Annotated in this window: 22 protein-coding genes, 1 tRNA gene and 1 pseudogene; 12 read left to right on the forward strand and 12 right to left on the reverse strand. The window is 65.6% G+C overall.

The features are described from left to right. From ispH to rnhA, 3 genes and pseudogenes are all read left to right on the forward strand, one after another. Positions 1-903 (forward strand): annotated as a pseudogene (gene ispH / locus ASD67_RS13250) (4-hydroxy-3-methylbut-2-enyl diphosphate reductase); the annotation flags it as partial. After that, a complete protein-coding gene (gene thrB / locus ASD67_RS13255; protein WP_056347930.1) occupies positions 903-1,865 on the forward strand; it encodes a homoserine kinase in 963 nt (320 codons plus the stop codon). The pseudogene ispH and the gene thrB, both read left to right, overlap by 1 nt. Continuing rightward, positions 1,862-2,329, forward strand: coding sequence for a ribonuclease HI (gene rnhA, locus ASD67_RS13260; RefSeq protein ID WP_056347931.1), 468 nt, complete (start codon positions 1,862-1,864; stop codon positions 2,327-2,329). The genes thrB and rnhA overlap by 4 nt, the downstream gene beginning before the upstream one ends. Positions 2,330-2,347: 18 nt before the next feature. Here rnhA and ASD67_RS22660 read toward each other — a convergent pair whose 3' ends face one another. Next, a complete protein-coding gene (locus ASD67_RS22660) occupies positions 2,348-2,524 on the reverse strand; it encodes a YegP family protein (protein WP_082545046.1) in 177 nt (58 codons plus the stop codon). Positions 2,525-2,613: 89 nt separating this feature from the next. Continuing rightward, entirely contained in the window at positions 2,614-3,744 is a 1,131-nt protein-coding gene (locus ASD67_RS13265) for an NAD(P)/FAD-dependent oxidoreductase (RefSeq protein ID WP_056347933.1), read from the reverse strand. A gap of 125 nt (positions 3,745-3,869) precedes the next feature. Between ASD67_RS13265 and ASD67_RS13270 the strand changes: the two genes are divergently transcribed. From ASD67_RS13270 to ASD67_RS13300, 7 genes are all read left to right on the forward strand, one after another. Beyond that, positions 3,870-4,328, forward strand: coding sequence for an A24 family peptidase (locus tag ASD67_RS13270; RefSeq protein ID WP_235535689.1), 459 nt, complete (start codon positions 3,870-3,872; stop codon positions 4,326-4,328). A gap of 48 nt (positions 4,329-4,376) precedes the next feature. Next, the gene (gene cpaB, locus ASD67_RS13275) at positions 4,377-5,417 is read left to right on the forward strand and encodes a Flp pilus assembly protein CpaB (protein WP_056347938.1); all 1,041 of its coding nucleotides are present in this window, start codon (positions 4,377-4,379) and stop codon (positions 5,415-5,417) included. 1 nt (position 5,418) lies between these two features. Then, a complete protein-coding gene (locus ASD67_RS13280; RefSeq protein ID WP_056347940.1) occupies positions 5,419-6,975 on the forward strand; it encodes a type II and III secretion system protein family protein in 1,557 nt (518 codons plus the stop codon). Positions 6,976-7,000: 25 nt separating this feature from the next. Beyond that, positions 7,001-7,645 carry a CpaD family pilus assembly protein gene (locus ASD67_RS13285; RefSeq protein ID WP_056347942.1) on the forward strand — a complete coding sequence of 215 codons (645 nt, stop codon included), beginning with the start codon at positions 7,001-7,003 and terminating at the stop codon, positions 7,643-7,645. Beyond that, the gene (locus ASD67_RS13290; RefSeq protein ID WP_056347945.1) at positions 7,642-8,919 is read left to right on the forward strand and encodes a P-loop NTPase; all 1,278 of its coding nucleotides are present in this window, start codon (positions 7,642-7,644) and stop codon (positions 8,917-8,919) included. The genes ASD67_RS13285 and ASD67_RS13290 overlap by 4 nt, the downstream gene beginning before the upstream one ends. 66 nt (positions 8,920-8,985) lie before the next feature. Next, complete coding sequence (locus tag ASD67_RS13295) at positions 8,986-9,954, forward strand: type II secretion system F family protein (RefSeq protein ID WP_056347947.1); 969 nt, start codon at positions 8,986-8,988, stop codon at positions 9,952-9,954. Between the two features lie 69 nt (positions 9,955-10,023). After that, the gene (locus ASD67_RS13300) at positions 10,024-10,992 is read left to right on the forward strand and encodes a type II secretion system F family protein (RefSeq protein WP_056348529.1); all 969 of its coding nucleotides are present in this window, start codon (positions 10,024-10,026) and stop codon (positions 10,990-10,992) included. 41 nt (positions 10,993-11,033) lie between these two features. Here the strand turns inward: ASD67_RS13300 and ASD67_RS13305 are convergent, their stop codons facing one another. Together ASD67_RS13305 and ASD67_RS13310 are read right to left on the reverse strand one after the other, a co-directional pair. After that, entirely contained in the window at positions 11,034-12,035 is a 1,002-nt protein-coding gene (locus ASD67_RS13305) for a fumarylacetoacetate hydrolase family protein (protein WP_056347949.1), read from the reverse strand. A gap of 61 nt (positions 12,036-12,096) precedes the next feature. Next, positions 12,097-12,540: a hypothetical protein gene (locus ASD67_RS13310; protein ID WP_443028039.1), complete on the reverse strand. Its 444-nt coding sequence runs from the start codon at positions 12,538-12,540 to the stop codon at positions 12,097-12,099. Positions 12,541-12,671: 131 nt separating this feature from the next. Between ASD67_RS13310 and ASD67_RS13315 the strand changes: the two genes are divergently transcribed. Beyond that, positions 12,672-13,907, forward strand: a complete 1,236-nt coding sequence (locus tag ASD67_RS13315; RefSeq protein WP_056347951.1) for an ATP-binding protein — start codon at positions 12,672-12,674, stop codon at positions 13,905-13,907. Here ASD67_RS13315 and ASD67_RS13320 read toward each other — a convergent pair. The 4 genes from ASD67_RS13320 to ASD67_RS13335 form a co-directional block, all read right to left on the reverse strand. Continuing rightward, positions 13,904-15,007, reverse strand: a complete 1,104-nt coding sequence (locus tag ASD67_RS13320) for a choice-of-anchor A family protein (protein WP_056347953.1) — start codon at positions 15,005-15,007, stop codon at positions 13,904-13,906. The two genes, ASD67_RS13315 and ASD67_RS13320, sit on opposite strands and share 4 nt — an antisense overlap. A gap of 113 nt (positions 15,008-15,120) precedes the next feature. Beyond that, positions 15,121-16,437, reverse strand: a complete 1,317-nt coding sequence (locus tag ASD67_RS13325) for an aspartate aminotransferase family protein (RefSeq protein WP_056347955.1) — start codon at positions 16,435-16,437, stop codon at positions 15,121-15,123. Between the two features lie 145 nt (positions 16,438-16,582). Further along, positions 16,583-17,527: a DUF808 domain-containing protein gene (locus tag ASD67_RS13330; protein WP_056347957.1), complete on the reverse strand. Its 945-nt coding sequence runs from the start codon at positions 17,525-17,527 to the stop codon at positions 16,583-16,585. Between the two features lie 76 nt (positions 17,528-17,603). Next, complete coding sequence (locus tag ASD67_RS13335; protein ID WP_056347959.1) at positions 17,604-18,575, reverse strand: glucokinase; 972 nt, start codon at positions 18,573-18,575, stop codon at positions 17,604-17,606. A 147-nt stretch (positions 18,576-18,722) separates the two neighbouring features. Between ASD67_RS13335 and ASD67_RS13340 the strand changes: the two genes are divergently transcribed. Then, positions 18,723-19,577, forward strand: a complete 855-nt coding sequence (locus ASD67_RS13340; protein WP_056347962.1) for a class I SAM-dependent methyltransferase — start codon at positions 18,723-18,725, stop codon at positions 19,575-19,577. A gap of 236 nt (positions 19,578-19,813) precedes the next feature. On the opposite strand, the gene ASD67_RS13345 is transcribed toward ASD67_RS13340, so the two are convergent. The 4 genes from ASD67_RS13345 to ppdK form a co-directional block, all read right to left on the reverse strand. After that, positions 19,814-19,890, reverse strand: a tRNA-Arg gene (locus ASD67_RS13345). 44 nt (positions 19,891-19,934) lie between these two features. Then, a complete protein-coding gene (locus tag ASD67_RS13350; protein ID WP_056347964.1) occupies positions 19,935-20,462 on the reverse strand; it encodes a DUF1254 domain-containing protein in 528 nt (175 codons plus the stop codon). 1 nt (position 20,463) lies between these two features. Further along, the gene (locus tag ASD67_RS13355) at positions 20,464-21,039 is read right to left on the reverse strand and encodes a DUF1214 domain-containing protein (protein ID WP_056347965.1); all 576 of its coding nucleotides are present in this window, start codon (positions 21,037-21,039) and stop codon (positions 20,464-20,466) included. A 15-nt stretch (positions 21,040-21,054) separates the two neighbouring features. Next, on the reverse strand, positions 21,055-23,718 hold the full coding sequence (gene ppdK / locus ASD67_RS13360) for a pyruvate, phosphate dikinase (protein WP_056348534.1): 2,664 nt from the start codon (positions 23,716-23,718) through the stop codon (positions 21,055-21,057). Positions 23,719-23,813 lie beyond the last annotated feature (95 nt).

The following is a 23,813-nucleotide window of genomic DNA, read 5'->3' on the forward strand; positions in this document are numbered from 1 at the left end:
TGCGCGGGGGTCGACCGCGCGATCCGCATCGTCGAACTGGCGATCGATCGCTATGGCGCGCCCGTCTATGTGCGGCATGAGATCGTCCATAACCGCTATGTCGTCGACACGCTGAAGGCCAAGGGCGCGATTTTCGTCGAATCGCTCGAACAGGTTCCCGACGGCGTGCCAGTCGTGTTCAGCGCCCATGGCGTGCCCAAGGCGGTCCCCGCCAAGGCCGAGGCACGCGGACTCGATTATATCGACGCGACCTGCCCCCTGGTGTCGAAAGTCCATCGCCAGGCCGAACGCGCGCATGAAAGCGGCCGCCACATCATTTTCGTCGGCCATGCCGGCCACCCCGAGGTGATCGGGACGCTGGGGCAATTGCCCGAGGGGGCCATGACCCTGGTCGAATCGGTCGACGATGTTGCCGCGCTGTCGCCGCCCGATCCCGAAATGCTGTCCTTCCTGACCCAGACAACCCTCTCGGTCGACGACACCCGCGACATCATCACGGCGCTCCAGCACCGCTTTCCCGCGATCGCAGGACCGCGCGGCGAAGATATATGTTATGCGACGTCGAACCGGCAGGAAGCGGTGAAGGCGATCGCCGGCCGCTGCGACCGCATGATCGTGATCGGTGCGCCCAACAGCTCGAACAGCGTGCGACTGGTTGAGGTCGCCGAACGCATGGGCACGCCCGCGCATCTCGTCCAGCGCGGCGGCGACATCGACCCCGCATGGCTGGCCGATATCGGTACGCTCGGTATCACCGCCGGCGCCAGCGCGCCCGAGCAACTGGTGCGCGAGGTCATCGACGCCGTCGCGGCACACCGCCCGATCATCGAAGATATAGTGGTAACCGCCGAAGAGAATATGGTGTTCAAGCTGCCGCGTGGCCTCGAGCCGGCAGCGGCCTGATGGCGGTCTATACCGGGGTCGACCCCGACGATCTCGCCGCGCTCGTCGCCCGCTACGACATCGGCACCGCCCTGTCGTGCAAAGGGATCGCCGAGGGCGTCGAAAACAGCAATTTCCTGCTCGAAACCACCGCCGGGCGGTTCATCCTGACCCTCTATGAAAAGCGGGTGAAGGTCGAAGAACTGCCCTTCTTCGTTGACCTTCTCGCGCATCTCGCCGCCAGCGGCTGCGCGGTGCCGCCGATGATCCGCGACCGCGACGGCCTTGCGATCCAGCGCATCTCGGATCGCGCCGCCTGCATCATCCAGTTCCTGCCCGGCATTTCGCTGAACCATCCGACACCGGGACAGTGCGCTTCGGCGGGTGCGGCACTGGGCGGCATGCATGGCGCCTTGGCGAACTATGCGGGCGGACGCGAAAACAGCATGGGGCATCGTCACTGGCGCGCCATCGCCGAGGCAACCGGTGACCTCAATGCGGTGCGCCCCGGCCTCGCCGCGATCGTCGGCGATGAACTCGACTATCTCGACGCGCACTGGCCGACCGATTTGCCGGCGCATGTCATCCATGCCGATCTGTTTCCCGATAATGTGCTGATGCTCGGCGACCGGGTCACCGGGCTGATCGACTTCTATTTCGCCGCGACCGATTTCCGCGCTTATGACGTCGCGGTCACCCATGCGAGCTGGACCTTTTCGGCCGACGGCACCCTCTGCGACGCCGCCCGCGCCAAGGCGCTGATGCGCGGCTATGCCGGCGCGATCACGCTCAGCGATGCGGAACAGGCGGCGCTGCCCCTCCTCGCCCGCGGCGCATCGCTGCGCTTCCTGCTCACCCGCGCGCACGACTGGGTGCATACCCCCGCCGATGCGCTGGTGACGCGCAAGGATCCGTCGCCCTTCCTCGAACGGCTGCGCCGCTATCAGGCTGCCGACGCCGATAGCCTCTTCGCTGCCGCATGACCGACCCGGCGAGCAAAACGGTGATCGTCGCGACCGACGGCGCGTGCAAGGGCAACCCCGGCCCCGGTGGCTGGGGCGCGGTGCTGCGCTGGGGCGACGTGGTGAAGACCCTGTCGGGCGGCGAACCCGATACGACGAACAACCGCATGGAAATGATGGCGGCGATCGAGGCGCTGGCGGCGCTCAAACGGCGGTGCAACGTCGAGCTGTCAACCGACAGCGTCTATGTTCGCGACGGTATTACCAAATGGGTCTTCGGCTGGCAGAAAAACGGCTGGAAGACCGCGGCGAAAAAGCCGGTCGCCAATGCCGATCTGTGGCAGCGACTGGTCGCCGAGGCGGCGCGCCACCAGATCGAGTGGCTGTGGGTCAAGGGCCATTCCGGGCACCCCGACAACGAACTCGCCGACCAGCTCGCCAGCGACGCCGCGCTGGACATCATGCGAAAGGCGCGGGCGCGCTGAACGCCCGCGCCCGATCGCCTATTCGGCTTCTTTGGTTTCGGCGCCGGGACCGTTCTTCTTGATCGATTCGATGGCGTTCACCGCGGACGCCTTGCTCGAATAGCCCTCGGTCCAGAACATCGTTTCGCTGTTATATTTGAAATAGGCGACAAACTCGCCGGCCTTGTTCTTCTTGATCTCGAAATAATGGGCCATCGGGGGTTCTCCAAAGATGCAGCCGCCGGTCCGTGCGGCTAACCCATGTTAGCCCGGCGATTGCCGTGCGCAAGCGTGCCGTTGAGATATCAGGCGAAGCGTGCCCGCGCATAAGGCGATGGGTCGACGCGCGCGATCGCGCCGTCAGGCGCAGGCGCGCCAAGTTGCCAGGCGAGCAGACCCGCGATCGCCGGCGCGGTCTGGATGCCGAAACCGCCCTGCCCCGCACACCAGACAAAACCCGGCACGTCGGGGTCGGGTCCAAGGACCGCAAGCCGGTCGGGCGCAAAGCTGCGCAGTCCGGCCCATTTGCGCTCGACCGCCGCGATCGGCCAATCGACGACCGTCTGGAGCCGGTCGATCGCCAGGGCGACGTCGAGTTCCTCGGGCGCGGCGTCGCAGGGATCGCTTGGCGTCTCGTCGTGCGGGCTCAGCCAGATGCGCCCCTCGCCCTCGCCCTTGAAATAAAAATCACCACCGACATGCCCGATCAGCGGCAGCGCGGCGGGTGTAGGAACCCCGAGCCGGACCTGCGCGATCGTGCGGCGATAGGGACGGATACCGACCGGCGCGACGTCGCAAGCGCGGGCGACCGCATCGGCCCAGGCGCCCGCGGCGTTGACGATCAGCGCGGCGCGGATTGTGCCCTGGCCGGTTTCCACCCGCCAGCCGCCTTGTTCGCGGCGCGCCGAGATCAGCGGCGTGCGCACCGACAGCAGTGCTCCTGCCCGCTTCGCCACGCGCAGATAGGCGGCATGCAGGGCACCGACATCGATGTCGCGGCACGACGGCTCATAGGCCCCCTCGCTCCAGTCAGGAAGCAGCCCGGGGATATGGTCGGCGAGGTCGGCTGACGACAGGCGCGACACCGCGACGCCCTTCGCCTCGAACGCGGCGACAAAGGCATCGACCGCCGGCGCCTCGTCACGACGCCCGATCATCACCGCCGTGCGCGGCAAGAGGAAGGGGCGATCGGAAAAATCGGGATGCGGGTGGGCGAGCGCTTCGAAGGACGCCGCCGTCAGCGGCTGGACGCCGGTTCCGCCATAGCTTTCCTGCCAAAAAGCCGCCGAGCGGCCCGTCGCATGATATCCAGGTACATCCTCTGCTTCAATCATCAGCACACGCCGATGCAACGCGAGCCCGGCGGCGAGGCTGGCGCCCGCGATCCCAGCGCCGACGATCAGGACGTCGATGTCGGAAGGGAGCGCGCCGGTCATCCCCGCCGCATATCTTCTGGGTCCCGGAATGCAAGCATGCGCGGCGCTCGACATGGTTACTATTTGGTAAGCCATGACCTCTATGGGATCGGGGCATGAACGGCCATTTTCCTCAGTTGATCCTGATGCTGCTCGCGGCGATCCTGATGATCTGCTCGGCGATCAGCGATCTGCGCTGGCGCGAGATTTCGAACAGCCTCAATGGTCTTATCGCCATCCTCGCCATTCCCTTCTGGTTTGCCACCGGATGGCCGCTGTGGCCCGATCTCGCGATTCTCGTGGGGGTTGCCGCCACGATCTTCGCCGCTTTCCTGGTGATGTACATGTTCAACGCCATGGGTGGGGGCGACGTGAAAAACGTCTTTGCCGTATTCCTGTGGGTGCCGGTTCCGCTGACGATGCCGTCACTGATGGTGATGGCGCTGTCCGGGGCGGCGGTGTCGGCCGCCATGCTCGTCTGGCAGATCGTCAAGCGTCCGGAGGCCAAGCCGCAGGTCCCCTATGGCGTTGCGATCGCCGCTGCGGGCCTTTGGGCGCTTCACCAACAATATCTTAACCAGTTTCAGGCTATCGCATCGAGTTGAGGGCAAGCACCGCCGCGTCTGGCGAGTGTTAGGAGGCGAAAAATCGTCATGGATACGCGAAAGATAATGCTGATCGTCGGCGCGCTGGTCATTGCGATCGGGGCCGCGTTCGGGGTCAACCAGATGATGCGCGGCGCATCGGCACCGCAGGCGCGCGCCGCCGCGGCACCGGAAGCACAGGGTCCTATGATCCTGGTCGCCACCCGCCAGCTGCCCGTAGGAACGATTATCGGCCCCGACAGCTTCCGTTTCCAGCCTTGGCCCAAGGAACTGGTCGAGAAGGCCTATTTCCTGAAAGAGAAGACCGACGTGAACGGTCTTGTCGGCACGGTGGTTCGCTATCCGATCACCGCCGGCCAGCCTCTGACCCAGGGCGCGCTCGTCCATCCCGACGATCGCGGCTTCCTCGCCGCGGCGCTTGGCCCGGGCATGCGCGCGGTGACCGTCAAGGTCAGCCAAGAACAGGGCGTCGCCGGCTTCGTCTTCCCGGGCGACCGCGTCGACGTAGTGCTGGCCCAGGAAATCAAGGTCAAGGAAGGCAGCGCCTATCCCGACGACCAACTGTTCACCGCCGAAACGATCGTGCGCAACGTCCGCGTGCTCGCCACCGACCAGCGCTATGACGCCGAGGACGAGACGGGCAAGACCCCGGTTCGCACCTTCGGCTCGGTGACGCTCGAAGCGACGCCCGAGATCGCCGAAAAGATCGCCGTTGCACAGGACATGGGCAAATTGTCGCTCGCCCTGCGCCCGCTGGCCGAAAGCGCCGGCGAACTCGACGCCGCGATCGCTTCAGGCGAAATCAACGTGCCGACCAAGGGCGGCACCGCCGCCGAAAAGAAGATGATGGCCGAAGCCGCCGCACGCCCGACCTCGGGTCGTGGCTCGGCGACCACCGGCGGCGATGTGTCGCGCTTCTGGGTCCCAGTCAGCGGCCGCGTGTCGGCACCGCGCCAGCAGCCGAACAACAACTACGGCGGCGGACAGAACTCGAATTATGGAGGTGCAGCACCGGCGGCACCCCGCGGTCCGATCGTGCGTGTGACGCGCGGCGAAAAAGTGACCGAAGTTCCGGTTGGGGGTAAGTAAGATGAGCAGCAAACCCAAGTTCAAGGCAGCGGCGCTGGCCCGCACCCTGGCCATCGGCCTGGTGGCAGCCACGCTGGTAACGGCCCCCGCCCACCAGGCGTTGGCACAAGCGGTCCAGAATGCCAGCAGCAGCGTCGACCTGTCGGTGGGACGCGGCCGGCTGATCAGCCTTCCCGCCGCGATGACCGACGTTTTCGTCGCCAACGACGAAGTCGCCGACGTTCAGGTCCGCTCGAGCCGCCAGCTCTACATCTTCGGCAAGAAGCCGGGCGAAACGAGCATCTATGCCACCGACGCCAGCGGCCGGGTCGTCTATTCGACCGTCGCGCGCGTCGGCAACAATATCGAGACCATCGACCAGATGCTTTCGCTGGCGATGCCCGAGGCGACGATTTCGGCGAACACGATGAACGGCTTTGTGCTGCTCACCGGCACCGTCCAGTCGCCTGACGACGCCGCCGAGGCCGAGCGGCTGGTCCAGGCCTTTGTCGGCGATCAGACCAAGGTCCTTTCGCGTCTGCGCACCGCGACGCCGCTGCAGGTCAACCTGCAGGTCCGCATCGCGGAGGTGAACCGCTCTCTGGTCAAGGAAATCAGCGGCAACCTGCTGACCCGCGACAAGGACGGCCCGTTGGGGAACGGTTTCCTCGGCGGCGTGTTCGGCGGTCGGTCCGCCGGCGAGATCAACTATCCGCTAGCCCCGACCGCAGTTTTTCCAGGCAGCCCGGTTCCGCGACCGTATAACCCGGTGACGGGGCAGCCGATCGATACGATTTATCAGGGTACGACCTACGGCATCTCCAATCCGGCCGGCATCCGTAGCCTCGCCGGCGCGGGTCGCCTGTTCGGCCTCGACCTGATCGCCTCGCTCGATGCGGGCGAACGTTCGGGCATGGTCGTGACGCTGGCGCAGCCGAACCTCACCGCGATTTCGGGTGAAACCGCCGACTTCCTTGCCGGAGGCGAATTCCCGGTTCCGATTCCCGGCAACTTCGCCGGCACGACGATCGAATATCGCAAATATGGCGTCAGCCTGGCTTATACGCCGACAGTCCTGTCGAACGGCCGGATCAGCCTGCGCGTTCGCCCGGAAGTGTCGGAACTGTCGACCGAAGGCGCGATCGAACTGCAGGGCTTCCAGGTTCCCGCACTGACCGTCCGCCGCGCCGAGACGACCGTCGAACTGGGATCGGGCGAAAGCTTCATGATCGCCGGGCTGATGAACAATCGTTCGATCGGGGCCATCGACAAGATGCCGGGGCTTGGCGACATGCCGCTTCTCGGCATGCTCTTCAAATCGGACAGCTTCCGCCGCGGCGAGACCGAACTGGTCATCATCGTGACGCCCTATCTGGTCCAGCCGGTCTCGGCCAACGACATCAAGCTGCCCACCGACGCCTATCAGGATGCCAACGATGCCGCGCGCCTGCTCATCAACCAGACGAGCAACGGCGTGACCGGCGGCGACCGCCCCAAGCCGCGCCTCGACACCTCGCCAGCCGACGCCGATCGCCTGCGCGCCGGGGCCGATGTGTCGCCGGGCTTCAGCATCAAGTGACGCGCTGGTTTTCAGGAGCAAGATTATGAACAAGATCGCAACTTGGACGACCCTCGCAATAGCCGCGACGCTCGCCGGCTGCACGGGCGGCGCCCATTCCAATACGGGTCTCGATTCGGTCCATCAGCCGATCGTCCGCAACAGCATTTATCAATTCGATGTCGCAACCAGCGGCGGCGAATTGCCGCCGAGCGAACAGGGACGCCTGCAAGGCTGGCTCGACGCGATGGGGGTGCGTTATGGCGATCGCATTTCGATCGAGGATCCTTCGCCCTATGGCGCAAGCGTGGCCCAGGCGTCGATCCGCGCGATGATCGAACGCCGCGGCATGCTGCTCAGCAACGCCGTTCCGGTCACCACCGGCACGGTGGCGCCCGGCAGCCTGCGTGTCGTCGTCACCCGTGCGACCGCTTCAGTCCCAGGATGCCCCGATTGGTCGAGCAAGTCGTCGATCAATTTCAACAATGCGACCTCGTCCAACTATGGCTGCGCGACGAACAGCAATCTCGCCGCGATGGTCGCCGATCCGAACGACCTGATCAAGGGCGCCAGCAACGATCGTCAGGATCCCGCGTCGGCGACGCGCGCGATCAAGACCTACCGCGAGAGGCCGCCCACGGGCGCCGGCGAACTCAAACAGACGTCAACCAGCGGGGGAGGCAACCAGTGAACGCGCCATTTAAAATTGCCGGCTTGCGCGAACCCTTCAACGCCTTCGTGTGCGATGATGATACGCTGGAGTTGATCCGCGCGGCCGCCAACGACATGGGCTGGCCTATCGAGAAGTGCAACAAGGGCGGCCTGCGCAACGCGGTCCAGTCGCTGTCGGTCTCGGCGAGCCCGAACATCCTGTTCGTCGACATGTCCGAATCGGGCGATCCGATCAACGACATCAACGCGCTGGCCGAAGTCTGCGAGCCCGGTACGGTGGTGATCGCCGCCGGCCAGGTGAACGACGTGCGCCTGTATCGCGACCTGCTGTCGAGCGGAATCCAGGACTATCTGCTCAAGCCGCTGTCACTCGACCAAGTCCGCGAATCGCTGACGATGGCACAGGCGATGCTGTCCGCACCGAAGCATGCCGACATGATGGACGACAAGCCGCATCACATGATGGCGGTAGTTGGCGTTCGCGGCGGCGTCGGCGCCTCGCTCGTATCGACATCGCTCGCTTGGGCGATGAGCGAACAGGCCGGTCGCCAGACGGCGTTGCTCGACCTCGACATCCATTTCGGGACCGGCGCGCTGACCCTCGACCTCGAACCGGGCCGTGGGCTGATCGACGCGATCGACAATCCGAGCCGCATCGACGGCCTGTTCATCGAACGCGCGATGGTGCGGGCATCGGACAAGCTCAGCCTGCTGTCGGCCGAGGCACCGATCCACCAGCCCGTGATGACGGACGGTTCGGCCTTTTTCCAGCTGGAAGAAGAATTGCGCAACGCATTCGAGATGACGATCGTCGACATCCCGCGCCACGTGCTGATCCCCTTCCCGCACCTGGTGTCGGAAGTCGGAACGATCCTGCTGGTCGCCGACGTGACGCTCGCCTCGGCGCGCGACACGATCCGGATCCTGTCTTGGTTCAAGCAAAACGTACCGGGTGCCCGCGTCATCCTGGTCGCCAACAAGTTCCAGACCGCAATCGGCGAGCTGTCGCGCAAGGAGTTCGAATCGTCGATCGAACGCCAGATCGACATCGTGATTCCGTTCGACCCCAAATTGGTCAGCCAGTCAGCAAAGCTTGGCAAATCCTACGCCGAGATTTGCAAGGGCACCAAGGCCAGCGCGGTGTGGAACCAGTTGATGCGGCTTATCCTCGATGGCGCGGACACCGAGGCTGATGAGGCCGTGGCACCGTCCGCCAAAGGCAAGTCGGGCGCCTCGCTGCTCGGCAAGCTTGGCGGGATCGGCGGCATGATGGCCAAAAAGGGCACGAAATAAGGACGATGGCGGCCGGGTGACCGGTCGCCAGCCGCCCTTGGGACGAGAAGCGGACGAAAACCGACTATGGACCTGTCAGTCATCCTTATCATCGGTGGCGCCTTTCTGGCCTTCACCATGCTCGTCCTGTTCAGCGGCCCCTCGATGGGCAAGGCGAAAACTCGGCGGCTGGCGATGGTCAAGGACCGCCACGCCGCGTCGACCGAAGCGGTGGTCGCAGCGCAAATGCGCAAAACGATCCAGTCCGGAAGCAACAGGGGCAGTCAGAGCCTGTCCAGCTTCATGCCGCGTCGCGAAGAGATGGAAAAACGGCTCCGCCGGACCGGAAAGACCTGGACCGTCAGCCAGTATATGATGGCGTCGATGGCCCTGTTCGTGGTCGTTGCGGGCTTGCTGCTGCTGATCCGCAGCCCGTTCCCGCTAGCCGCCCTGATTGGTGTGATCGCCGCGCTCGGCTTGCCCTATTTCGTGGTCAACCGGCTGATCAAGAAGCGCGTCGCCAAGTTCAACACGCGTTTCCCCGACGCGATCGACCTGCTCGTCCGTGGCTTGAAATCGGGCCTTCCCGTGACCGAGACCTTCCAGGTCGTCAGCCAGGAATTGCCCGGCCCGGTCGGCGAAGAGTTCAAGGGCGTCGTCGAACGCATCCGCATCGGCAATACGATGGAAGCGGCTTTGCAGGAATCGGCCGAGATGCTCGGCACGCCGGAATTCCAGTTCTTCTGCATCACGATCGCAATTCAGCGCGAAACGGGCGGCAACCTCGCCGAAACGCTCGCGAACCTTTCCGACGTGCTCCGCAAGCGCGCGCAGATGAAGCTGAAGATTCGCGCGATGTCGTCGGAAGCCAAGGCTTCGGCCTATATCGTCGGTGCGCTGCCCTTCTTCGTCTTCGGTATCGTCTATTCGATGAACCCCGAGTATCTTCATGGCTTCTTCGTCGAAGAAAGGCTGATCATCACTGGACTCGGCGGACTGGTATGGATGAGCCTCGGCGCCTTCATCATGTCGCGCATGATCAGCTTTGAAATCTAAGGGGCGCGACGAATGAACACCACCCTGCTCCTCGCCTCGTTCACCGGTTCGACCAGCGGTCCGACCATCATGGGCGTCGATGTCATCTGGGTCGCGACCACGCTCGCTGCGGTCGGCGTCGGCGCAGTACTGATCGCGCTTTATGGCGCGCTGACCGTGCGCGATCCGATGGCGAAGCGCGTCAAGGCGCTGAACGACCGCCGCGAACAGCTCAAGGCCGGTATCACTGCGTCGACCGCGAAGCGCCGCGCGAAACTTGTCCGAAAAAACCAGACCGCTGATAAGATGCGCACCTTCCTCGGCAAGCTTCAGGTGCTGCAGGAAGACCAGATCAAGGATGTGCAGCAGAAGCTGGCGCAGGCGGGTATTCGGTCAAAGGATCTCGCGGTCGCGGTTATCTTTGGGCGCCTGATCCTGCCGATCGTGTTCGGCGGCGTCGTCGCTTTCCTGATCTATGGCGTCGACATGTGGCCCGACCTGACCCCGTTCAAGCGGTCGGGGGCGACGATGGCGGCGTTGTTGTTGGGTTACAAGGCCCCTGACCTGTTCGTAGAGAACAAGCGGTCGAAGCGCACCGACGCGATCCGCAAGGGCCTGCCCGACGCGCTGGACCTTCTCGTCATCTGCGCCGAAGCGGGTTTGACCGTCGACTCCGCTTTCAGCCGCGTGTCCAAGGAACTGGGCCGCGCCTATCCCGAACTGGGCGAAGAGTTCGCGCTGACCTCAATCGAGCTCGGCTTCCTGACCGAACGCCGCCAAGCGTTCGAGAACCTTGCCTATCGCGTCAATCTCGATTCGGTGAAGGGCGTGGTCACGACCATGATCCAGACCGAGAAATACGGCACGCCGCTCGCCTCGGCGCTGCGCGTCCTGTCGGCCGAATTCCGCAACGAGCGCATGATGCGCGCCGAGGAAAAGGCCGCTCGCCTGCCCGCGATCATGACGGTGCCGCTGATCCTGTTCATCCTGCCGTGCCTGTTCATCGTGATCCTTGGTCCGGCCGCCTGTTCGCTCAAGGACGCGCTCAGCGGAATGTGACAATGCCCCTCCCGCCGCGCGGGAGAGGTATTTGCTCCAGATCAGCCGACCTGCTGCTCGATTGCACCGAAAATGCTGTGGTGGCGATCGTCGTCCATCCAGATGCGGACCGTATCGCCCTTCTGCATGAAAGGCGTCTTCGCTTCGCCCTCCAGAATCGTTTCGACCGTGCGCACCTCGGCGAGGCAGCAATAGCCCAATCCGCCCTGCGCGATCGGTTTGCCCGGTCCGCCATCGGCATCGCGGTTCGACACCGTGCCCGAGCCGATGATCGTACCCGCGCCAAGGTCGCGGGTCTTCGCCGCATGCGCGATCAGCGCACCAAAATCGAAAGTCATGTCGACCCCGGCATCGGCACGGCCGAGCGGCTGGCCGTTGAGGTCGACGCACAGGGTGCCGTGAAGCTTGCCGTCGCGGAACCGCTCGCCAAGCGCGTCGGGGGTGACGAACACCGGCGACATTGCGCTCGAGGGTTTCGACTGGAAGAAACCGAAGCCCTTGCCGAGTTCGGCCGGAATCAGCCCGCGCAGCGACACGTCGTTGGTCAGCCCGACGAGCAGGATATGGCCGCGCGCCGCGACCGCGTCGGTACCGGCGGGCACGTCGCCGGTGACCACGACGACCTCGGCCTCCATGTCGCAGCCCCACGCGGGATCGCCGAGCGGGATCGGGTCACGCGGCGCGAGAAAGGCGTCGCTGCCGCCCTGATACATCAGCGGATCGTGCCAGAAGCTGTCAGGCATTTCGGCGCCGCGCGCCCGGCGCACCAGCGCGACGTGGTTCACATAGGCGCTGCCGTCGGCCCATTGATAGGCGCGTGGCAGCGGCGATGCCGCATCGCGCTCGTGAAACCGATCCTTGGGGATCGCGTCATGGTTGAGATCCTCGGCCAGCGCTGCGAGGCGGGGGGCCGCATAAGCCCAATTGTCGAGCGCCGCCTGCATCGTCGGGACGATCTGGCCAGCGTCGGCATACCAGGCGAGATCGTCCGAAACGACGACCAGCCGCCCGTCGCGACCCTTCTTCAGCGAGGCTAGTTTCAAGCGGATTTCCTTTGTCTGGCGATGCGGGGGGAACCGTCATCGCCAACCAAGGAAGCGATGATCAGCGTTGCATCGTGATCGAGGCGAAACAGGTAAACCCGCTCTGCCCCGCCCGCAAGCGCCGGATATATTCCAGATAGGCCTGCGACTGGCTGGAGGTCGTGCCCGGCAGCGTCTGGCCGCGAAAGGCGCGCTTCACCTCTTCGCCGGTGAACGGCCGCGGCGAGCCGGGAAACGCACCCTTGGTGCCCGCGGCGACCAGATTGCCCCTGCCGTCGATATATTTGCCCGCACCCGACACGTCGGGCACCGGGATCTGGCAATTCATCACCGATACCGCGGTCTGAGCAAAGGCGGGACGTATCGTCAGTGCCGCCGACACGCCGACCGCGCCGAGCGCGAGCATCCGGCGCCGCGACGGAACGGCTTCCATGGCTTCATCGGAATTGGGCGCCCCCGCGCCATTCGGCTGATCCTGCTGTTCCATGATCGGCGCATAAACCATGGACGACGCGGGGAAAAGCAAAAGACCGCATGTGCGCCGCCACTTCCCGTTTCGGGACATTTGGCGACAAGGCGTTAATGGCTGCAAAGCCGCTTGCGCCGCGCCCCCGCTTCGTGCGAGGCCGAGCGCCGATGTTCGACCGCCTCTCCAGCCTCGTCGTGGCGCTGACCCTGGTCGCCATCGCGGTCATCCTTGCCGCGCTGGCCGGCGGCGACGCATTGGCGATCGCGATACTGGCCGCTGCGGGCGTCGCCGCCGCCGCGCTCGTCTATTCGGCGCTGCCCAGCCCCGTGATGGCCGAGAGCCGCGCCGACACGGCGCCGTCCCCCGCCCCGCCGCCGGCGTCGCTGCTCCGCCATCCCGATTTCGCGCTGTGGGCCGACCAGGAAAAGGAACCCCTGCTCGGCTGCGATGACAATATCGTCACCCTCGCCAACGACGCCGCTATCCGTTTACTCGGCCGCCATATCGTCGGCGCCGACGTGCGCACCGCGATCCGCCACCCCGCAGCGACCGAATGGCTGTCGGGGATCGAAGGGCCCGCGACGCCGGAACCGATCAACCTCGTCGATTTCCCGCGGCCGGGCCAGCGCTGGACGATGCGCATCGCGGCGCTGTCGGGGGGGCAGAAGATCATCTTCCTAGCCGACCGCGCCGCGATCGACGCCGCCGACCGGATGCGGTCGGACTTCGTCGCCAACGCAAGCCACGAACTGCGCACGCCGCTCGCCGCGATCCTCGGCTATGTCGAGACGCTACAGGACATGAACGGCGACGCCGACACCGCGACCCGCCACCGCTTCCTGTCGATCATCGAGCGCGAGGCGCGGCGGATGCAGCAACTCGTCATCGACCTTTTGTCGATCTCGCGGGTCGAGGCCGACCGGTTCCGGCGCCCCACCACCCCGGTCGATCTGACCTCGATTGTGCGCACGACGATCGCCCAGCTGCGAGACAGCGAAAGGCCGCGCGCCCGCGATATCGTCGCGGTCTTCGACGATATGCCGCTGCCGATGCTCGGCGACGAGGCGCAACTTGGCCAACTGGCGCACAACATCATCTCGAACGCGATGAAATATGGCCGCGCCGACACCCCGGTGACGGTCGAACTGATCCGCGAAGGCCAGCGCGCGCGGCTGTCGGTGCGCGACGAAGGCGACGGCATCGCCGCCGACCACCTCCCCCGCCTGACTGAACGTTTCTATCGCGTCGACGAGGCGCGTAGCCGCTCGGTCGGCGGAACGGGGCTTGGGCTGGCGATCGTCAAGCATATCAGCGAGCGCCATCAGGGACAGCTCGATATCGAAAGCGACGTCGGCAAGGGAACGCGGGTGTCGGTGGCCTTTCCGTTGGCGAGCGGAGCTTAGCCTTCGCGACCTGCCTTTTTCGCGTTCCGGCGACGCCAATAGAGGAGGCCGCCGACGCCGAGACCGAAGAGACCGAACATCCCCGGTTCGGGCACCGGCGTCGCGCCGCCCGAACTCGAACCGCCACCCGACGAACTTCCGCCCGACGAACCCGATCCACCGCCCGGCGAGCCGATATTGCCGCCGTTGTAGGTGCCGGTATGCATCTCGCCATTCTGGTTGAGATTGCGGAACACCGCCGAACCCTGAATGTAATTTGCGGTCTGCGCGTCGGCAAGCGGCGCCAGCACCGAACCGCCCCAGGCGGTGGTCAGGTTCAGGTCCTCCGCCTGATGAAAATTCCAGATCAAATGCTCGCCAAGGTTGTTCGTGCCGCCGAGGAAATTGTCGTTGAGGCTGACCGAACGGCCGCTGACGTTGACGATCGCTGTGTTTGCCCCGTTCAGGTTGAACTGGATCTCGCCGATCCGGTCGAGATCGGCCGAACTGATGTTGAATATCGCCGTGCCGTTCGCATCCGGCTGGGCATTGAACGTGCCGCGATTGCCTTGGATGACCAGTTGGCTGTTCGCGGTCAGCGTGCCCATGTCATAGGACAGGCTGGTCAGGCTGCTGCCGAGCTGGCTTTTCTGATTTTGCAAACCAGACACGAACGACGGGTTGCTGGTGCCGAGGTTGGACACCACCGTGTTCTGGTTGACATTGGTATTGCTGATCGTGCCACCCACCTTCACCGTCTGCGCAGCGCCGTTGAGGTTGAAGCCACTGTTGACGTTGCCGCCGACGATCGCGCCGCCGCCATTGTTTAGATTCTTGTGCCCGCCGTTGACGTCGCCCACAACGGTCAGTCCCGGCTGTCCGGTGGGTGAAGTGCCGAGCGGACGGATGCTGTAGTTGGACGAGTTTCCGGTCAGATTGCCGCCGACGAAGGTCCGGCCCTCGACTTCGGACGAGGATTGCAGGTCGCCCAGCACCACCAGGTTCCACTCGCGCAGCGCATCGAGGCCTGTAACCGCCGTCGTCGACTGCGCGACGGCGGGAGCAAGGGGGAGCGCCGCGACCAGGGCGAGCGGGGCGAGCGAACGGAAAGCGATGAACACGGGTGAAGATTCCAGATTTTCAGGAGGAGGAGAGGCGGCGCCCCTAGCAATTTTCGGTCTGATTTTGTAGAAGGAGGCGACGAGCCGTTGTGCCGTTTCGGGACGTTCGCCCTTCAATCTATCACCGCTAGCACGTCACCGAGTTTGGCGAACATCTGGTCGATCTGCACTTTCTCGACGATCAGCGGCGGCGAGAGCGCGATGATGTCACCGGTGGCGCGGACGAGCAGGCCGTTGTCGAAGCAGGCATGGAACAGCTCGGTCGCCCGCGCGGTCGGCGCGCCGGGGCGGGGTTCGAGTTCGATGCCGGCGACGAGACCGATGGTGCGGATGTCGATGACATGCCGCCGCCCCTGAAGGCTGTGCGCGGCGTCGTCCCAATAAGCGGCGAGGTCGGCGGCGCGGTCGAACAGGCCGTCGCGGGCGTAGAGGTCAAGCGTCGCCAGCCCCGCCGCGCTGGCGAGCGGATGGCCCGAATAGGTGTAACCGTGGAACAGCTCGATCCCGCCCGGGACGCTGTCGATCACGGCGTCGTGAAGGTCGCGCTTCACCGCGACCGCGCCCATCGGGACCGCGGCGTTGGTCAGCCCCTTGGCCATGGTCAGGATGTCGGGGGTGACGCCCCACGCCTCGGCCGCGGTGGGGGCGCCGACGCGGCCGAAGGCGGTGATCACCTCGTCGAAGATCAGCAATATGCCGTGGCGGTCGCAGATTTCGCGGAGGCGCTGCAGATAGCCGACTGGCGGGATCAGGACCCCGGTCGAGCCCGCCATCGGCTCGACGATCACCGCCGCGATCGTCTCGGCGCCGTGGAGGTCGACGAGGCGTTGCAGGTCGTCGGCGAGTTCGGCGCCCTGCGGCGGGAAACCATGCGCGAAGGCGTTGCCGGGAACGCCGTGGGTGTGGCGGATATGGTCGGCGCCGGGCAGGCCGGGGCCGAAGGCGCGACGGTTGTTGCCGATGCCGCCGACGCTGATCCCGCCAAAGCCGGTGCCATGATAGCCGCGCTCGCGCCCGATCAGCCGCGTCCGGCTCCCCTGCCCGCGCGCACGCTGCACCGCGAGCGCAATTTTCAGCGCCGTATCAACCGATTCGCTGCCGCTATTGGTGAAGAATATGCGGTCGAGACCGTCGGGCATCAGCGCCGCGACGCGGCTGGCGAGTTCGAAGACGAGCGGGTGGCCGAGCTGAAAGGTCGGCGCGAAATCGAGCGTCCTTGCGGTCTGCGCGATCGCCTCGGCGATCTCGGGCCGGCAATGGCCGGCGTTGCAGCACCATAGCCCCGCGGTGCCGTCGAGGATATCGCGGCCGTCGGCGCTGCGGTAGAACATACCGCTTGCCGAGACGAGCTGGCGCGGGGTCGCCTTATACGCCTTGTTCGCGGTGAAGGGCATCCAGAAGGCTGCGAGGGGATCGTTTTCGCGGTGCATTGTCGCCTCCTTGGCAGAAAGGGCATCGTCATTGCGAGCGAAGCGAAGCAATCTCCAGCTATCGTCCGTGCTCCAGGTCGATAGCTGGAGATTGCCGCGTCGCTATGCTCCTCGCAATGACGACTTTCGGCGCGATTGTTACAACCTAATGCGCCGCCGCCTTCTTGCGGCCCGGCAGCAGATGGAGCGCACCGACGATGATCCCGCCAAGCAACAGGCCGAAGATGCCCGCCCCGCCGGCGTTGATCAACCATTCCCACAGGCCCGCGACCGGCAAGCCGCCGCCGACAGCCTCCGCAAAATGTTCGAGCGGTTCGGACAGGTTGGCCAGATGCAGGTCGTGCAGCCCGTGCAGCACGATCTGGCCGCCAACCCACAGCATCGCCGCGGTGCCGATCGTCGCCAGAGCCGCGAGCAGTTTCGGCATCGCCGTGACCAGTCCGCGCCCAATCGCGCGGCCGACGCCGGTGCCGCCCTTGCTCATATGCAGCCCGATATCGTCCATCTTCACGATCAGCCCCACGACGCCGTACACCGCGATCGTGATGACGATCGCGACGACCGCGAGCGTCGCGGCGCGCATGCCGAGCGGTTCCGACAGAACTTCATTGAGCGCGATCACCATGATTTCGCCCGACAGGATGAAATCGGTGCGGATCGCGCCCGACACCATTTCTTCCTCATGATTCTTGTCGGCGACCAGCGCGACATCTTCCTCGAGCGGATGATCCTTGGCGGTCAGGCTGTGCCAGACCTTCTCTGCGCCCTCGAAGCAGAGATAGGCGCCGCCGACCATCAGGATCGGGGTGATCGCCCATTGCGCGAGCGCCGACAGCAACAGCAGCACCGGCAGGATGAAGATCAGCTTATTCTTGAACGAGCCCTTGGCGATCCGCCAGATGATCGGCAGTTCGCGGTTGGGCGTGAAACCGGTCAGATAGCGCGGGGTTACCGCAGTGTCGTCGATCACCACCCCGGCAGCCTTCACCCCCGCTTTCGAGGCCGCCGCGCCGATGTCGTCGATGCTCGCCGCCGCCACCTTGGCGATGGTCGCCACATCGTCGAGCAGCGCGAAAAGTCCTGAAGGCATATGAGCTTGATCCCCGTTGCGGTTTCCCCCGCTCTATCGAGCCGGAGCGCCATGCGAAAGGGGATGTTGCGCCGCGTCAGAGATGCTGGCGTGCAAAGGCGGCCGCGGCACCGAACAGGCCGGGCTGTGGATGGGTGATCAGCTTGACCGGCAGCGCCGCCATAAAACCCTCGAACCGTCCCTTTTCGACAAAGCGCTCGGGGAAGCCCGATTTGATCAGGCTGTCCTTGATCCGGAGGCCGAGGCCACCCGCGATCACCACGCCGCTCGCCCCCTGCGCCAGCGCGAGGTCGCCCGACACGCTGCCCAGCGACAGGCAGAAACGGTCGATCGCCGCGGCGGCGAGGCTGTCGGTGCCGCTGGTGCCGTTGGTCCAGATCGTCCGGTCGTCGAGCGGAGTCACCGCGCGCCCCTCGATCGCCGCGAGCGTTTCGTAGATATCGACGATGCCGGGACCCGAGACGATGCGCTCGATCGACACCCGGCGATGGCGTTTGCGCAGCCGCGCGAGGATCGCGTCCTCGATGCTGTCGAGCGGCGCGAAGTCGATATGGCCCCCCTCGGTCGCCTGGACACGATAATCGGCACCGTCGCGCCAGATGTGCGCGACGCCGAGACCCGTGCCGGGTCCGATGACGCTGATCGTGCCGGTTTCGGGAAGCGGCGTTTCGGGGCCGCAGAGCGTCTCGAAATAGCCGCTATCGGCCTGCGCCACGGCATGGCCGACCGCCTCGAAATCATTGACCAGCACATAGCGGTCGACGTTGAGCTTTTCGCCGATCAGCGCCGGCCGGATGATCCACGGGTTGTTGGTGAAGCGGATCACCTCGCCGCGCGTCGGCCCGGCGATCGCGATCGCGATGCCGCGCGGCAGGACTCCGCCCTGCTGGCGGCCGAAATCCTCCCACGCGGTCTGGAAGCTGGCATGATCCTTGGTATGCAAGGTCGTGGCCTCACCGAGCGACAGGACACGGCCATCCGCAATCTCGGCGATCGCGAAGCGCGCGTGGGTGCCGCCGATATCGACCGTGACGATGGACTCGCTCATATCTCTCCCTGACGGCATCCCGCGATAATCTGGCCGCAAGACTGTCGCATGACCCGGCGGCTGGCAACAGGGCATAGCTATGCGCAGGACTTGTCCCGGCAACGGATATCCGATACTTGCGAATAGATCGCAATAAGGAGCATCATCATGAGCAGCGCCGCACCATCCCGTACGCATGAATGGACCGGCGCAAGCGGCGACAACTGGGTCCTCCACCAACAGCGACTCGACCTGATGCTCGCGGCGTTCGGCGATGCCGCAATCGCCGCCGCCGATGTCGAACCCGGCGATCATATCCTCGACATCGGATGCGGCGCGGGCGCGACGAGCTTTGCCCTGGCGGCGCGGACGGGATCCGAAGGCCATGTACTCGGCGTCGATATTTCTCCGCAGTTGATCGCCCGCGCCAGCGCCGATGCCCCGGCCGATGCGCCGGTCGCATTCCGGCTCGCCGATGCCGCCACCGCGGCGTGGGAACCGGCGGCGGCCGACCTGCTGTTTTCGCGTTTCGGGGTGATGTTCTTCGACGATCCGGTCGCGGCCTTCGCCCACATGCGGGGCGCCCTGAAACCCGGTGGGCGGTTGGCTTTCGCCTGCTGGCGCACACCGGCGGAGAACGACTGGGTGCGCCTGCCGATGACGGCGATCCGCGATCTGGTTACGCCGCCTGTGACCGATCCATTGGCCCCCGGCCCATTCGCCTTCGCCGACCGCGCGCGAATCGAGGACATCCTCGCGGCCGCGGGGTTTGCGGACATCGCAATCGCCCCGTTCGATACGGTCATTCCCTATGGCCATGGCGCGACGCGCGCGGCGGCGATCGACGATGCCGTGCTGCTAGCGTCGGCGGTCGGACCGCTGTCCCGCGCACTCGCCGATCAACCCGATGATATCCGGGCAAAAGCCGCCGATGCGGTGCGCGCAACCTTCGCCCGGCAACCCGGCGAATCATCGGTACTTATCAACGGCGCAGCGTGGATCGTGACCGCAAAAAATAGTTAAAAAGCGCGACGAACGGAGAGACGACAACGCTGTCCGTCGGCCGCGAATCGCGCTATGATAGGGAACGATCACGGGAGCGACCACGGACGTCTGCCTGGGGGGTATACAGGCCCCGTGATCAGCAACCGCGAGACGTTTCGGACGTACTGCCCGGGGTATTCATCCACTTGCATCGGGCCTCGCGGCCAAGCTGCCGAAGGGGCACCAAGCCGCTTTCATATCTGCGATGAAGGAAATGGCGCACCCGGAACGATTCGAACGTCCGACCCTCAGATTCGTAGTCTGATGCTCTATCCAGCTGAGCTACGGGTGCGTGGAGACGCGCCTTTAAGGGGGAGCGTGCGGGGGCGCAACCCCCTATTTCAGCTTTGTGACCACGGAGCAGGACGACTGGTGGCGCGCCGCGTCGAGACCGGCGATTTCGCCCGGCTCCCTGAGCAGCAGGCGGATCAGTGCGATGCCCCGGTCATGGGCGGTGCGCACGGTCTCCGCGCCCACAGGCACCGCCTGCCCTTCGCGCGCGACAATGATTCGATAGGGCTTGCCGCCGGCTTCCAGATCGTTGCGGACAAAGATGACGTCGGTCGCCGCGTCGAACAGGCTGAGCGAACTGTAGCGGCCCGCCACCGGAGTGACGTCGATCGCCACCGGTCCGCCCGACAGATCATAGGGACAGCTCGAATAGGCAAGGTCGGGACTGGGCCGCACGACCGGTTGGCGTTCGGGCGTCGCGAGATTGCCGTAGGACATGGTGTTCACCCCGCCCTGCCCCAGCCGGTCCATCGCGACATTCATCAGGCCATAGGGGATGTAGAGAATCGCGGCCCATGCCGTCGCCGCCGCGACGAGCAGGCCGAAAAGGAGGGGTCCGAGCCAGTTCCGCATTTCAGCAGCCCTCCTTCACGATGCGCGGAAGCATCGCCTTGACGGGGTCGGCGCGAAAGGCGGGGCCGGGGTTGTACATGCGCAGGGTCAGCTGGAAGGGTTGCCCCTTGATACCGGGCAGCCAGGCGGCGTCCTGCGGCTTGTCGGGCGAAATGCTGACGCTCCATTCGCCCTTGGCATCGAGCGCGACATTGGCGCCGTTGACCGACCAGACCCGGCCCGGATTGTCGACCAGATAGCCCTCGGCATCATAGACGGTGACGCTCCACCAGCGCGCGTCGAGCGGCGTGCCCGACAGGCTGTAGCGGCAATTGCCGTCGAGCGGCGCGCCCGCCGCGTCGGTCTTCGCCATCCAGTAGACGGTTTCCTTCGCGGGCAGCGCGAGCAGCCCCGAGCGCGCGACCATCGCGCGCGTCAGCGGGTCGGTCGCCTTGGTTCCGTAACCGAGCGAGGTCGACCACGGGCCGTTGCGGATCCCGCCGTCGCCTAGCCCGCCATTAGTGAGCGCCCAGGCGCCGCCAAACCCCACCGCCAATCCGCCCACCAAAGTGATCGCATAGCGGTGCCAGCTCTTCATGCGCGCCCTCCCCGGCTATCTGCCCTTTTTGAGCGCCGCCTGCGCGGCCGCCAGACGGGCAATGGGCACACGGTAGGGCGAGGCGCTGACATAGTCGAGGCCGGTCGCTTCGCAGAAATGGATGCTCGGCGCGTCGCCGCCATGCTCGCCGCAAATGCCCAGCTTGACGTCCGGGCGAGTCTTGCGTCCGCGCTCCGCCGCCAATTCGATGAGCTGCCCCACGCCCTCGACGTCGAGGCTGACGAACGGGTCGGTCAGGAAGATGCCCTTGTCGACATATTGGGTCAGGAAGCGGCCCGCATCGTCGCGGCTGATACCGATCGTCGTCTGCGTCAGGTCGTTGGTGCCGAAGCTGAAGAACTCCGCCGTCTCGGCGATCTCACCCGCCATCAGTGCGGCGCGCGGCAGTTCGATCATCGTGCCGACCAGATAGGCGATCTCGCGCCCCTTTTCGGCGAACACTGCCTTGGCCTGCGCGTCGACGACCGCCTTCATCAGGTCGAATTCGCGGCGCGTCGCGACCAGCGGGATCATCACCTCGGGAATCGGCGCCGCACCGGTTTCGGCGGCGACGTCGCACGCCGCCTCGAAGATCGCGCGCGCCTGCATCTCGTAGATTTCTGGATAAGTGACGCCGAGGCGGCAGCCGCGATGGCCGAGCATCGGGTTGAATTCATGGAGCTCGTTCGCGCGCGCCTTGAGCGCCTCGATGCCCACGCCTGCCGCCGCGGCGACATCGGCGAAATCCTCCTCGCGCGTCGGCAAGAATTCGTGCAGCGGCGGGTCGAGCAGGCGGATGGTCACCGGCAGGCCCGCCATGACCTGGAAAATCCCGGCGAAGTCGGCGCGCTGTTCGGGGAGCAGTTTCGCGAGTGCGGTGCGGCGACCCGCCTCGTTCTCGGCAAGGATCATCTCGCGCACCGCGGTGATCCGCGCGGCGTCGAAGAACATATGCTCGGTGCGGCAAAGCCCGATGCCCTCGGCGCCGAAATCGCGCGCGACCTGCGCATCCTGGGGCGTTTCGGCGTTGGCGCGAACCTTCATGCGGCGGACCTTGTCGGCCCACACCATCAGGGTGCCGAAATCGCCGACCAGTTCGGGGAGCAGGGTCGGAACCTCGCCCGCCATCACCTCGCCGGTCGAGCCGTCGAGGGTCAGGATATCCCCCTCGCGCAGCTCGCGCCCGCCGACGCGCAGCACACGCGCGTTGCCGTCGATCGACAGCCCGCCCGCGCCAGAGACGCAGGGGCGGCCCATACCGCGCGCGACGACCGCCGCGTGGCTGGTCATCCCGCCGCGCGCGGTCAGGATGCCCTTGGCGGCGTGCATGCCGTGGATGTCCTCGGGGCTGGTTTCGACGCGGACGAGGATCACCGCCTCACCCATGCCCGCCGCCTTCTCCGCGCTGTCGGCGTCGAACATGATCTTGCCCGAGGCCGCGCCGGGGCTGGCGGGCAGCCCCTTGGTCAGCACGTCGCGCACGGCCTTCGGGTCGAGCGTCGGGTGCAAGAGCTGGTCGAGCGCGCCCGGATCGACGCGACCGACGGCTTCTTCCTCAGAAATCAGCCCCTCGGCCGCCATGTCGACCGCGATCTTGAGCGCCGCCTTGGCGGTGCGCTTGCCGCTGCGCGTCTGGAGCATCCAAAGCGTCCCGCGTTCGACGGTGAACTCGATGTCCTGCATGTCGCGGTAATGGGTTTCGAGCGTGTCGAAGACGCGGCCTAGCTCGCCGAAGGTCTCGGGCATCGCCTCTTCCATCGACAGCGGCTTGGCGCCCGCCCGCTCGCGTGCGGCGAGGGTCAGATATTGCGGCGTGCGGATGCCCGCAACGACGTCCTCGCCCTGCGCGTTGATCAGCCATTCGCCGTACCAGGCGCGCTCGCCGGTCGCGGGGTCGCGCGTGAACGCCACACCCGTTGCCGAGGTGTCACCCATATTGCCGAACACCATCGCCTGCACATTGACCGCGGTGCCCCATTCGGCGGGGATCGAGTTCAGGCGGCGATAGACTTTTGCGCGGTCGCTTTCCCAGCTCGCGAAGACCGCGCCAACCGCGCCCCACAGCTGGTCGTTCGGTTCTTGCGGGAACGGCGCGCCGGTCTCGCGTTCGACGATCGCCTGATATTCCTTGACCAGCGCCTGCCAATCTTCGGCCGACATTTCGGTGTCGAGGTAGAAGCCTTTGTCTTCCTTCGCAATTTCCAGCGCCTCCTCGAACTCGGCATGGTCGAGACCCATGACGACGTCGGCGTACATCTGGACGAAGCGGCGATAGCTGTCCCACGCGAAGCGCGGGTCGCCCGAGGCCTCGGACAGGCCGACGACGGTGCGGTCGTTGAGGCCGAGGTTGAGGACGGTGTCCATCATGCCGGGCATTGAAACGCGCGCGCCCGAACGGACCGAGACGAGCAGCGGATCGGCGGGATCGCCGAAGCGCTTGCCGGTGATGCCCTCGATATGCGCGATGCCCGCGGCGACATCCTCGACCAGCCCGGCCGGAAATTGTTCGCCATTGGCGTAATAGGCGGTGCAGACGTCGGTGGTGATCGTAAAGCCCGGCGGGACCGGCAGGCCGATCGAGGCCATTTCGGCGAGGTTAGACCCCTTGCCGCCCAGCAATTCCTTCGAGCGCTCGGCCGTGGTGGCCGCGCCGCCGAACAAATGCACCATCTTCGTCATCATATGCTCCTGCTGCCCCGGGGAGGAGGTTGCGGCTGGATAGTTATGCAGTCCCGGTTGGTCGAATCAGTTTTGCTTTGTCATTCTCAAGGCTT

The sequence above is a fragment of the Sphingopyxis sp. Root1497 genome (assembly GCF_001427085.1).
Classification (GTDB): domain Bacteria; phylum Pseudomonadota; class Alphaproteobacteria; order Sphingomonadales; family Sphingomonadaceae; genus Sphingopyxis.

Coding starts and splice junctions, on each gene's coding strand:
- thrB (WP_056347930.1), top strand. CDS start 903: ATGGCGGTCTATACCGGGGTCGACCCCGACGATCTCGCCGCGCTCGTC.
- ASD67_RS13315 (WP_056347951.1), top strand. CDS start 12,672: ATGTTCGACCGCCTCTCCAGCCTCGTCGTGGCGCTGACCCTGGTCGCC.
- ASD67_RS13300 (WP_056348529.1), top strand. CDS start 10,024: ATGGGCGTCGATGTCATCTGGGTCGCGACCACGCTCGCTGCGGTCGGC.
- ASD67_RS13280 (WP_056347940.1), top strand. CDS start 5,419: ATGAGCAGCAAACCCAAGTTCAAGGCAGCGGCGCTGGCCCGCACCCTG.
- ASD67_RS13335 (WP_056347959.1), bottom strand. CDS start 18,575: ATGAGCGAGTCCATCGTCACGGTCGATATCGGCGGCACCCACGCGCGC.
- ASD67_RS13350 (WP_056347964.1), bottom strand. CDS start 20,462: ATGCGGAACTGGCTCGGACCCCTCCTTTTCGGCCTGCTCGTCGCGGCG.
- rnhA (WP_056347931.1), top strand. CDS start 1,862: ATGACCGACCCGGCGAGCAAAACGGTGATCGTCGCGACCGACGGCGCG.
- ASD67_RS13295 (WP_056347947.1), top strand. CDS start 8,986: ATGGACCTGTCAGTCATCCTTATCATCGGTGGCGCCTTTCTGGCCTTC.
- ASD67_RS22660 (WP_082545046.1), bottom strand. CDS start 2,524: ATGGCCCATTATTTCGAGATCAAGAAGAACAAGGCCGGCGAGTTTGTC.
- ASD67_RS13270 (WP_235535689.1), top strand. CDS start 3,870: ATGCTGCTCGCGGCGATCCTGATGATCTGCTCGGCGATCAGCGATCTG.
- ASD67_RS13310 (WP_443028039.1), bottom strand. CDS start 12,540: ATGGTTTATGCGCCGATCATGGAACAGCAGGATCAGCCGAATGGCGCG.
- ASD67_RS13340 (WP_056347962.1), top strand. CDS start 18,723: ATGAGCAGCGCCGCACCATCCCGTACGCATGAATGGACCGGCGCAAGC.
- ASD67_RS13330 (WP_056347957.1), bottom strand. CDS start 17,527: ATGCCTTCAGGACTTTTCGCGCTGCTCGACGATGTGGCGACCATCGCC.
- cpaB (WP_056347938.1), top strand. CDS start 4,377: ATGGATACGCGAAAGATAATGCTGATCGTCGGCGCGCTGGTCATTGCG.
- ASD67_RS13325 (WP_056347955.1), bottom strand. CDS start 16,437: ATGCACCGCGAAAACGATCCCCTCGCAGCCTTCTGGATGCCCTTCACC.
- ASD67_RS13355 (WP_056347965.1), bottom strand. CDS start 21,039: ATGAAGAGCTGGCACCGCTATGCGATCACTTTGGTGGGCGGATTGGCG.
- ASD67_RS13285 (WP_056347942.1), top strand. CDS start 7,001: ATGAACAAGATCGCAACTTGGACGACCCTCGCAATAGCCGCGACGCTC.
- ASD67_RS13265 (WP_056347933.1), bottom strand. CDS start 3,744: ATGACCGGCGCGCTCCCTTCCGACATCGACGTCCTGATCGTCGGCGCT.
- ppdK (WP_056348534.1), bottom strand. CDS start 23,718: ATGACGAAGATGGTGCATTTGTTCGGCGGCGCGGCCACCACGGCCGAG.